The organism is Sphingobacterium litopenaei (assembly GCF_014692495.1).
In the GTDB taxonomy this organism is placed as follows: domain Bacteria; phylum Bacteroidota; class Bacteroidia; order Sphingobacteriales; family Sphingobacteriaceae; genus Sphingobacterium; species Sphingobacterium litopenaei.
Window position 1 is genome coordinate 65,596 of sequence record NZ_JACOIJ010000005.1, and the last position, 11,170, is coordinate 76,765.

Here is an 11,170-nt window from a genome sequence, read left to right on the forward strand (position 1 = left end):
ACCTACCCCATTTAATGTAACTCTCTATTACTAAATCGTATTATTCCGTATCGAAAAATTAAAATTTAAAATATTCTTTCGCATTATAATAGCTAATATCCTTGACCAACTTACCAATCCACTCGATGTCGTTAGGAAGCTCTCCATTTTCAATATCTTGACCGAAAATATCGCATAATAAACGTCTAAAGTACTCATGTCTAGGAAAAGATAGGAATGAGCGAGAATCTGTCAGCATACCTACCATACGGCTCAAAAGCCCCATATTTGAGAGCGTATTGATTTGTTTGGTCATCCCGTCTTTTTGATCCAAAAACCACCAAGCAGAACCGAATTGCACTTTACCAGCAACTGAACCGTCATTGAAATTGCCTATCATGGTGGCCATTAATTCATTATCTGCAGGATTTAGGTTGTACAAAATAGTCTTTGAAAGTTTATCTTGGTTGTCTAGTCTATTCAAAAATTTGGACAACGCCCTTGCTTGACTAAAATCGCCTATAGAATCATAACCTGTATCTGGACCATTTACACGAAGCATACGCGCATTATTATTACGTAATGCACCTAAATGATATTGCTGTACCCAACCTTTTTCATGATCCCAATGCGCAAAATAAACAAGCATTGCGGATTTGAATTTTAGGTTCTCTAGGTAAGTAATTTCTTGATTTAATCTTATTTTATTGAAAATTTGCGCAATTTCTTCTTCTGTATAATCTTCAGCATAAATTTGTTCGAGTCCGTGATCCGAAACTGAACAGCCATTTGCTGCAAAGAAATCATGTCTTGATTTCAAAGCATCCAAATATTCTTGTAGGGTGCCTATAGATTTTTTTACAACCTGCTCCAATTGATTGATATAACCATTTAATGCCAGAACATCATCCGAATTCATCGCTTTATCCGGACGAAATGCAGGAAGCATTTTGAATGTTTCGTTCTGTTGAGCAAATTGCTGATGATATTCTAAACTATCGATTGGGTCGTCTGTAGTACAAACAACCTCCACATTCATCATCTTCAATAATCCACGTACCGAATAATTTGGAGTTGCTAATTTTTCTTTGGTCTTCTCCCAAATACTTTCTGCTGTCTTAGGACCTAATAAATCTTCAATTCCAAAATAACGTTGCAATTCCAGATGTGTCCAATGATACAATGGATTACGCATGGTATAAGGAACGGTTTCAGCCCATTTCAAGAATTTATCTTTATCTGAGGCATCACCTGTAATATACTTTTCATTCACACCATTGGTACGCATAGCGCGCCATTTGTAGTGATCGCCATTCAACCATACCTGTGTAATATTTTCAAATTGCGTATTATTGGCAATTTGCTCAGGAATCAAATGGTTGTGATAATCAATAATTGGCATCGCTTTCGAGTAATTGTGATATAACTCTTGGGCGGTGCGAGTTTGAAGCAGAAAATTATCGTCTAAAAAATTTTTCATAATCGTTTATAATTCTATAAGCTGACTCCTCGTTTCCAAGGAATAAAATCATCTTGGTTTAAAAGCACAGCTTTCGGTGTAACCTCTCCGCTAGCGGCTTTGATACAATATTCTAATATTTCTTCTCCCATCTGCTCAATGGTCTTTTCGCCATCGATAATAGGACCTGTATTGATATCTATGATATCTGCCATACGTTGTGCTAGCTCATTATTTGTTGCCACTTTTATCACTGGACAAATAGGATTTCCTGTTGGCGTACCCAATCCTGTGGTAAACAAAATCAACGTAGCACCAGAAGCCGTTTTACCTGTAGTAGCTTCGACATCATTACCTGGTGTACATACCAAATTCAATCCTGGCTTAGTGGCTTCCTCTGTATAATCCAGTACATCCACTACAGGAGAGGTTCCTCCTTTTTTGGCTGCACCACTACTTTTAATAGCGTCCGTAATCAAGCCATCTCTGATATTTCCAGGAGAAGGATTCATATGAAATCCTGAACCCACTCGCTCTGCAGAATCGCTATAAGCGCGCATAAGCTTAATGAATTTATGCGCAGCCTCTGGCTGGATAGTACGGTCAATTAGGTTTTGTTCCGCACTACATAGCTCCGGAAATTCAGCTAATAATACTTTCCCTCCCAAAGCCACCAACAGATCAGAAGTATAACCTACTGCTGGGTTAGCCGAAATACCACTAAACCCATCACTTCCACCACACTTTACACCTAAAGTTAACTTACTCAAAGGAACTTCTTGGCGAGTGAATTGGTTAATATAAGTTAAACCTTCAAAAGTTTGTCTGATAGCTTGCTTCACCATATCCTGCTCGCTAATAGATTTTTGTTGCTCGAAAGTATATAACGGTTTATTAAAGTTAGGATTTCTTTGTTTAATCTCATCCACTAATTCTTGAAGCTGCAGATTTTGACAACCTAGACTCAAAATAGTGATTCCAGCAACGTTAGGATGATCAGCATAGGCAGCTAATAATTTACCAAGCACCGCAGCATCTTGACGAATACCACCGCAACCACCTTGATGATTTAAGAATTTAATACCATCGACATTTTCAAATACACGATTTTTTTTATTTACTGCAAAACTTATATCTAAAGTTTCAAAATCTCTTATATCCTTTCCTTCATTATAAGCTTCCAACAATCCTTGCGTGAAAAGTTTATATTTATCCGTCACCGAATACCCCAGTACATCATATAACGCCTCTTTGATCACATCTAAATTCCGATTTTCACAAAATACCGTTGGAATAAATAGCCAATAATTTGCTGTCCCAACACGTCCATCTTCTCGCACATAACCTTTAAACGTACGATTAGCAAATCTGGAAACGTCTGGAGCGTTCCATTCTCCTTGATTGTAAGGTCTAAATTCATAAGGCTCAACGGCATGTTTGGTGTTTTCTACAGACATACGCATACCCTGCAAAACAGGGAACTGAATTTTACCAACCAATACACCATACATTTTCACTTCATCCTGAGGTTGCATATCCTGCATAAAGAACTTGTGTTTTGCTGGTATTTCTTCCTTTAGCACATATTCTGTACCTTCAAAGAATACACTTTCTCCAGCAGCCAAATCCTTTAGCGCCACCAACACATTATCATCCGAATGAATACGTAATACTTTTGATTTCATTTATAAATTCACTGCTATTGCTTTTAAAATTCCCCTATCGGCTATTTGTTCTAAATTTTTATTAATGCTTTCCACAAAATCTGGATAAGCATTCAAATCTTCACCCCAAATTGATTGATCATTAATCAATTCATCAACTGATTTATTTTCATTTTGCGCCTGCATTTTCAAAAATGCCGCAATGCCTAAAGCCATGTATTTAGGCGTTTCTGTGTGCTTTGCATACCACTTACTTAATAATGGAACACAACGCATAGCTACTTTCGAGGGATAATTCATCGCAATAGCTGACCATTGGTGTTCCAAAAATGGATTGCTGAATCTATCAATCACACTATTAGAAAATGCGGTCACATCTTCTTCGGTTAGTTCTGAATCAATTATAGAAGGTCCAATTTCTTGTGTCATCAGATTTTTCACGTAAACTGTGAAAAGATCATCCTGCATGGCTTCTTTCACTGTTTTCACGCCAGAAAGCAAGGCTGCAGCACAGCTAAATGTATGCGTAGCATTCAACAAACGAAGTTTAATTTCTTTGTATTTGTTGATTGAAGGCACAATAATCACACTTGAATCTGTCTGCGCAAAAGAAAGTTTGGATTTGACACGATCCGAATCCGATTCAATCGCCCATAAGGCAAATGGTTCAGCCATAATCATGAGGTTATCTTGGTATCCTAGATACTTTTCTACCGCTTCGTGCTCCACTGTAGGCAACTTTCCTGGCACAATACGGTCTACTAAGGTGCTACAGAAATCATTCGCGACTAGCAACCAATTTTTGAAATCCTCGCCTAAGTTATTTTTATCACATAAAGACAAGACAATATCTTTCAATTTTATTCCATTATCGGAAATAAGTTCCGTAGGTAAGATAACTAGACCCTTTTCTACATCTCCATTGAAATATTGATAGCGATGATATAAGACACTTAATAATTTTCCTGGAAAGGAATTAGGTGGATTATCTCCTACTTTGTCATCACTGCTCACAATACCTACCTCGGTAGTGTTACTAATCACAACTTCCAAGTCCGCGGATTTTGCAATTTTAATTATCTCTGACCAATCTGAGGCGGCTTCCAATACACGTGTGATGGAATTATTAACAATATATTCTTCAACCACATTGCCATTTGAAAGACCTTTTACACAAAGTGTAAAAATTCCTTTTTGTTCCACGAAGTCTTGTATACTTCCAGAAGAAGTGGATTTGACAACCGCTACTCGGCCCTTGAAAATTCGTTGTTTGTTTGCTTTATCGATATAATAATCAGGCAATCCTCTCAAAAGTACGCCAGTTCCAAATTGCAACACTTTCTCAGGATAGCTAAAAGATTCTGAAGTTGGCAATAAGACTTTGTCTGTTGATATCTCATGAAGTATTTCGGGAGACAAGATGTTCATATAAAATGTAATGTTTTTATTTATTAGATTGAATTGATTTTAACCATTTAGGGTAATTATTTTTAATAAGATTGAGCGGCCATTCTCCAAACCATGCATATCCATTTTTACGCTCTTCGGATATTTCATCAAAATTATAATGCACCGTGTCATCACGGTCTCCAAATATGGGCTTGTTCGTCCCGATTTCATAGAAACGGCTCCAAACGACAGAACCAGCATCAGGCACTAACTTTCGCTCCATTTTACCATTAGATTTCTTAACTGTATCAAACCTATAGCCCTCAATTTTGTTATTCTCAAACCATTTTATAGCACTTTCAATAGCTAAAATGATTTGCTGAGAGGGTTTTTCCTTCATTAGAAAACGTACAATACCAACCGATTCACTAGAAGTGAGAGACACTGGTTCAAACTTACGAGCTTGTGCTGGTTTGAGGTTTTCATCATATTGTGCAGCCCAAATTGTAAGTTGCCCATTCGCAACGAGCTGAGCACGAAGTATGCAATCAATGCCTTTCTCAACCGCTTGTTGTGCTTTCACACGAAGATCTACGTCAATAAAATTATATAAATCACTTTCGGAGCCTACCTCACGCAAAAGCGTAAGGACATTGATCATCGCATTATCATTGAAAGTTATTTGACTGCGATAATTGCGCGTATCAGGGAAATATTGCGGAAATCCGCCATTTTCATATTGCGCAGACAGCAGGTAGTTGATACCTTTTATGACTGCATCTTTGTATTGCTTTTTTGATGTTTTTTGAAAACCTTCAGCTAAGGCTTGAATTTCTCTTGTCGTGGCATGATTATCTATTGTGGCATAAATACCATCTGTTGCAATTTTTAATTTTAAACTAGAAGTAATGGGTTTGGAATAATCGACAGCAGTTCCGTCAGTATAATGTTTTGCCCACCCACCATTTGGCAATTGATACTCTAGCATTCTATCCCAAACATCACTAGGTGATGGTGGTGTTTTTTGAGCCATACAACCTGTCATCACACATACCCACAACATACTTAAAATCAACCTCATATCTATCTAGCCTGTTTAATTAACCATTGTACCAATTCATGAGCTGCCGAAAAGTTCTGAAAATCAGCAGGCAATTTGCGCCCATCCACATATTCGTTATACAACCATGGGTCACCGACTGCGAAAACAGTTCCTTTACCATATTTGGCCACAGCCATAAGCGTATCATTGCCATCTTGCACCAAAGCTTTCGCTGGCGCTGTGATCTGTATAGTGGAGATTTCCTTTAAATATAGTTTGGAAGTTTTTTGAAAGATATCATTAGGGGTTAACAGTACTGCACCTTCCTCGAAATTTCGACCTTGCACTCTATTTCTGCTGTCCTGATTGAACCTCATACCGAACTTAGTACTCAATAAGTTGATTTTATCCAAATCACAATTGCCCTGGTCATTTAATAAAAGAACCAAGACTCCACCTTTTTTTACCCAGTCCGCTAGAGACTTCGCTGTCTTTGCGTCCATATACTTAGGATTTTCGGTTTCCTTTTCTGTATCCGGATCCACAATGATGAAGATGTCTGAATTTTTAAGGTTTTTAGCTGTTGGAGCTTCTCTCAAGGTTGATAATTTAGCACCATAGGTTTCAAATACAGAGCCTAGAATATAAAAACCATTAAAATCATGTCCCTCCCACAAATAATGGTAAGGTCTTTTCAAACCTGGAACAAATTCTTTGTATTCATTATTGTAATAATTATCAAGTGTTACTCGAGGAGATTTAGCCGTCTGTTCCCTCTTTTGGAGCTTTTCAAATTCAATAGTTGCTAACATAAAAGGCCCGACACCTTTAGGATCATTGGAAATTACAGGTTCACTCATGTAATATTCAAAACTACCATCACGGTAATTTTTGCTACCTCCTAATCCAGACACGGCAACGACCTTATTTAAATTGATTTGGGTGGGCGATACCTCCTCCACAAATTCTTTAATTAATCCTGCGTGCGCATTCTCAAGATTGGTTAAATATTTTTTGTGTAAATATCCTTTTCGAAGGCCTTTTGCCATCGCATACGTAAACATGCTCGAAGCAGATGCTTCATGGTAGTTACCTTCTCTATCTGCTAAATCCACAATATCATACCATACGCCCAATTTGGGATCTTGATACTTTGCTACAGCCTCCATTGTCCGCTGCAAAATACCGATCAATTTTTCGTGGCCTGGATGACTTTTTGGAAAATTATCCAACACATCGACTAAAGCGAAAACAAACCAGCCCATACCTCTAGCCCAGAAATGCGGAGATAAACCCGTCTGTGGATTTGCCCAACGCTCTTTACGCGATTCATCCCATCCGTGATACAACAAACCTGTTTTTGGGTCTTTTGCATTCTTCTCCATCCACACAAATTGGTTAACAATATCATCATACAATTCAGGCTTCTCGAGCAATGAAGCGTATTCTGTCAGAAAAGGCTGTGCCATGTATAAGCCATCCAACCACATTTGATATGGATAAATTTTCTTGTGCCAAAACCCTCCTTCCTTAGTTCGTGGGTGCTTTTCCATTTGTGCAAAAAGCTTATGACAAGCATTTAAATACTTTTTGTCGCCTGTAGCTTTGAACAAAGCCAAAAGGACTTTTCCATTTTTTACATGATCAATATTGAATTCCTCGGGTGAGTAATTCAGAATATTTCCTTCTTTGTCTACATACTTATCCATCCACTGTTTGACGAAATTAAAATATGCACCATTGGCTGTCGTTCGCCACACTTCCAACAGCCCCTCCAAAGGAACACCTAAATCGTACGTCCATTTCAGCCCCTTATTTGTGGAGAACTTCGATTCCACGACCACCTTCTCCATTGTGGTATTGGCCATTCGCTCGTAATATGGCATTTGTGCCATACTAATCGTCACACTTACCAATAAGAGCATTATTGCTACAAAAATTTTCTTCATATCCATTACATTTTCAATGCTTTCGCATTCGCTCCACCTACAAATTCAGTTTTCTTTTTTACGCCTTTTAATTCAGTTCCCGTAGCACGGATGTTTTTACTTTCATCACCTGAAACACGGAACAATAAATCCACCTCATTCATTGGCGTCAAATTCTCAAAACTGATATTTTCACTATCTGCGATCTGGACAAATGGGCTGCTGTTATCTGTATGTACCCGGATATTTTTCAGATTGATATCAGAAGCCGAAATAATTTCTATCCCGTTTTTGGCGTCTATATTTATATTTTCTAAGGTTATGTTTTTGACATGCATTTCAGGAAGACCTCTAAAGAAAATTCCTTTATCGGCGCCACTTACATGGACATTTTTAATAGAAAAGTTTCGGAATTGAGGTGTTTCTTCAGTTACAGGAAGCTTTACGACTTTCACTTCCTTTTTCTCATCCCCCAAAAGTGGAATAGGATCTACAGCCTCATAATACATATCAAAAAGAATGGCTTCTCCTGGAATACCAACCATATTGATATTATTTATAAAAATATTTTCTACGACACCACCACGTCCTCTTTTTGTTTTGAAACGCAAACCAATATCCGTCCCGATAAAAGAACAATCTTCAACCCAAATATTACGCGCACCACCGCTCATTTCACTACCAATCACAAAACCACCGTGCGCATGATACACTACCGAACGGCGGATAATCACATTTTCGGTTGGCATACCGCGATCGCGTCCAGCTTTATCACGACCCGACTTGATACAGATACCATCATCACCTACATCAAACGTACAGTCCTCTACCAACACATTTTTACAGGATTCTATATCTACACCATCGCCATTCTGTGCATACCAAGGATTACGCACCAGTACATCACGTAGCGTGACATCTTCACACATCAAGGGATGTAAATTCCACGCTGCAGAATTTTGTATGGTAACTCCTTCTATTAAAACTCTTTTACACGCCGTGAAAACCAACAAATTAGGTCTTAGGAAATCTTTGACATCCAGAAAGTCTTCTTTTGTAAGTCCAGGCTTAATGGTTCCTCCACGATTTTCTAAAGCACCTTTCATGGATCCTTCAGAAGGATACCAAATCTTCGCTTTCTCATCCACTACGCCACCAGAAGAAACTAGTTTTTTCCATTGCGAATCCGTCATTTTATTACGCTTGACCATACGCCAAACTCCACCATTACCATCGATTACTCCTTTTCCAGTAATAGCTATATTTTCAAGATTTTTCCCTGAAATAGGATTTTGATTTCGCCAAGCAGGCTGACCTTCCCAATTGGATTCAACCAACTTATAATCATCGAAGTTTTTTGAAAACAAAAGAATAGCCTCACGCGAAACATGCAAGTTGACATTGCTTTTCATTTCAATAGGGCCAGTAAGCCACAATCCAGCGGGAACAAATACTACACCACCACCGCGTTGATTGATAGCATTTATCGCTTTATTAATAGCCTCGGAATTCAAAAATTGTCCGTCGCCTTTTGCACCAAAATCTTTTATATTCACCGTATCGGCTCTAAAGGATGTTTTTTTAATCACGGGAAGAGACGGTTGTTGCGCTTGAACAATACTCGTTGTAGCAAAAAGCAAACTTAAAGTAGTACCTAAGGGCACTAAAAATTCTTTAGCAAATTTTCTAAGTAACATCATCATATATTATATTTTGGTTATCGCTATCAACAATTTACGTTGATAAAACTTTTAAAAAAAGTGTATTCTATGCAATCGTTGTCTTCGTAAGGACTTATTTCAAGTAGTCTTGTAAAGTTATTTTTTGTCTTTTTATTTCCTGAACCACTAGCTCCGCTATCTTTTGTGCTCCTTGTTGATTCAAATGGGTATTATCTTGCACCCCGCTTGGATAATTGTGATCTCCCGCATCTAAATGAAGGAATAATGATTTGGATTCTGCCTCTCCCATTTGACTTAGGAGCCTGTTAGTCAGACTTCGCAAATCAATACAAGGAACATTTAGCTTTCGCGCCAGGGAGCACGCAATAGTTGCATATTCACCATGGGTCTCCTGCAATTGGCCCTGTTCAAACTTGCGTCGGGCAATAGGAGTTAGCAATATCGGCTTAGCCTGCTTGGACTGTACCAATTCTACATACTTCTGCAAATTAGCTTCAAATTCCTTTGGTGTCACCCCAACAGCTGGTTTATCAACTTTTTCATCGTTGTGTCCAAACTGTATGAAGACATAATCACCTTTCTTTATATTCGCATAGACTTCTTTCCACAATCCCTCATTTTTAAATGATTTGGTGCTTCTACCATTTTTAGCGTGATTTCTTACCAGCACATTATCCGTAAACATTTGGGCAAAGGGTACCCCCCAGCCTGTTTCAGGATATTTGTTGACTGCCTTAATCGCCATTGTCGAATCACCTATCATCCAAACATTTATCTTCCTTTGCTCTAAAAAACTGAAAAATACGAAAGCCACCATAATAGCAATGGCGGTAATTAAAATGCTCTTCATACGGGTTATTTTCAAGACACAATTTACCACCAAAATACTAGTATTCAATGGAATAAATACGGAAACGTTATCGAGAACGATTGCATAAAATAGAGTTGATGTGCTAAGAGATATTTAGTATTCTTGTTTTAACCAATGAAAAATAAACTCCTATGTACATTTCAAGAATATTATCTGTTTTAGTCGTTTTACTATCAGTAAGTTGTTTTACCATTTGTGCTCAAACAATGGATAATAAATTTGAAATCGGCGTGAGCACCGATGGAACAGAAGATTTTACGACCATCCAGGATGCAATCAATGAAGTAAGAGATTTTGCAGAATTTCCAGTGGTAATAAATATTCATCCTGGCACGTACATTGAGAAAGTGACTATTCCAATTCAAAAGAGAAATATCATTCTCCGCGGTCTAGATCGCGAAAACACTGTGATTCGCTACGATGATTATTCAGGCAAAAAGATGGAAAATAAAGATGTAAGCGGGCAGGAATTTCATACCACATATACGACTTATACCCTTCGCATAGCAGGTGATGATTGTACGGTAGAGAATCTAACAATTGAAAATACAGCAGGACGTGTAGGACAAGCCGTTGCATTACATACCGAAGGTGACCGCATCAAAGTGTTGAATTGTAATTTATTTGGAAATCAGGATACATTCTATCTTTCCAAAGCTGGCGTACGCGTGTTTGTAGATAACTGCTATATCAAAGGAACAACAGACTTTATATTCGGTGCGACCACGGCTTATTTCCAGCATTGTACCATTGAAAGTCTTGTCAACTCTTATATTACGGCTGCCTCAACGACTCAGCATGATGAATTTGGCTTTGTATTTTATAAATGTAATATAGTCGCTTCTGATAATAGCGTGAATAAAGTTTACTTGGGTAGACCATGGCGACCATATGCAAAAACAGTTTTTATGCAATGTAAACTAGGAAGTCACATTACGTCAGCAGGCTGGGATCCATGGGCAGGAGACAAAAATTTCCCAGATAAACATAAAACGGCTTACTATGCGGAATACAAAAATGATGGACCGGGCGCAGCCAACATCGACAAACGCATAGACTGGTCACACCAATTGACAGATGTGGAAGCGCAAAAATATACACTAGAAAACATCTTCAAAGATTGGAATCCACTAGCAAAATAACCTAGGCATGAGCT

The 11,170-nt window shown here is 38.1% G+C and carries 8 protein-coding genes; 1 reads left to right on the forward strand and 7 read right to left on the reverse strand.

What is annotated here, in order from left to right:
• Positions 1–58 precede the first annotated feature (58 nt).
• The 7 genes from uxaC to H8B04_RS04300 form a co-directional block, all read right to left on the reverse strand.
• The gene (uxaC, locus tag H8B04_RS04270) at positions 59–1,459 is read right to left on the reverse strand and encodes a glucuronate isomerase (RefSeq protein ID WP_190301559.1); all 1,401 of its coding nucleotides are present in this window, start codon (positions 1,457–1,459) and stop codon (positions 59–61) included.
• Positions 1,460–1,473: 14 nt separating this feature from the next.
• Positions 1,474–3,123 carry a UxaA family hydrolase gene (locus H8B04_RS04275; protein ID WP_190301560.1) on the reverse strand — a complete coding sequence of 550 codons (1,650 nt, stop codon included), beginning with the start codon at positions 3,121–3,123 and terminating at the stop codon, positions 1,474–1,476.
• The gene (locus H8B04_RS04280) at positions 3,124–4,530 is read right to left on the reverse strand and encodes a tagaturonate reductase (RefSeq protein ID WP_190301561.1); all 1,407 of its coding nucleotides are present in this window, start codon (positions 4,528–4,530) and stop codon (positions 3,124–3,126) included.
• A 16-nt stretch (positions 4,531–4,546) separates the two neighbouring features.
• Positions 4,547–5,572, reverse strand: a complete 1,026-nt coding sequence (gene pelA / locus H8B04_RS04285) for a pectate lyase (RefSeq protein ID WP_190301562.1) — start codon at positions 5,570–5,572, stop codon at positions 4,547–4,549.
• A 2-nt stretch (positions 5,573–5,574) separates the two neighbouring features.
• Positions 5,575–7,482 carry a glycoside hydrolase family 88 protein gene (locus H8B04_RS04290; RefSeq protein ID WP_190301563.1) on the reverse strand — a complete coding sequence of 636 codons (1,908 nt, stop codon included), beginning with the start codon at positions 7,480–7,482 and terminating at the stop codon, positions 5,575–5,577.
• A gap of 5 nt (positions 7,483–7,487) precedes the next feature.
• A complete protein-coding gene (locus H8B04_RS04295; protein ID WP_317170639.1) occupies positions 7,488–9,164 on the reverse strand; it encodes a glycoside hydrolase family 28 protein in 1,677 nt (558 codons plus the stop codon).
• Between the two features lie 91 nt (positions 9,165–9,255).
• Positions 9,256–9,993 (reverse strand): rhamnogalacturonan acetylesterase, encoded by a 738-nt coding sequence (locus H8B04_RS04300; RefSeq protein ID WP_190301564.1) that lies wholly within the window; start codon positions 9,991–9,993, stop codon positions 9,256–9,258.
• Between the two features lie 227 nt (positions 9,994–10,220).
• Between H8B04_RS04300 and H8B04_RS04305 the strand changes: the two genes are divergently transcribed.
• Positions 10,221–11,156, forward strand: coding sequence for a pectinesterase family protein (locus H8B04_RS04305; protein ID WP_223815266.1), 936 nt, complete (start codon positions 10,221–10,223; stop codon positions 11,154–11,156).
• The last annotated feature ends 14 nt before the right edge of the window (positions 11,157–11,170 follow it).